At 76.3% G+C, this 511-nt stretch carries 1 pseudogene; it reads right to left on the bottom strand.

The window, feature by feature from the left end:
- Nucleotides 1–511: pseudogene (locus AC31A1_RS52420) on the bottom strand (diacylglycerol kinase); the annotation flags it as partial.

Genomic DNA, 511 nt, shown 5'->3' on the forward strand with positions numbered 1-511 from the left:
GGGGCGGACGGTCACCGCGTCCGCCCGGTACCGGAAATCCGCCCCGGACACGGTGACCGTCCGCCCCCGCGCGCGCAACGTCGTAGCCGACGCCCCCACGGACACCGGCCGCACCTCCACCTCGGCGAAGCCGGACGCCCCCGGCGTCACGGACACCCCCTCCACCGGCTGATCCAGATCCACCAGCGTCACGCCGTCCACCTCGACCCGCAGCCGAGCCGGCCCGAGCCGGGTCACACCGGCGAGCGGCTCCCGGGACGGCCGCACCGGCACCAGCGTCCGTACCAGCGACTGACACGTCCGCAGCCACGACGCGTGCGCGGAACCGGAACCCGAACCGGACGGCACCGGCGTCGCCTCCACCGGCGGAGCCTCCCGCATCGGCGGAAGCGACGGAATCCGCAGGGCGCCGAGCACCACCCCGTCGCTGTCGTCGACCAGCAGATCCATCCGCCGTACGACCCCGTCGAGCACCGCGCGCGCGGCCGCCACCGCCCCCGTGGGCACCCCC

The sequence above is a fragment of the Streptomyces sp. P5F9 genome (genome assembly GCF_057961495.1).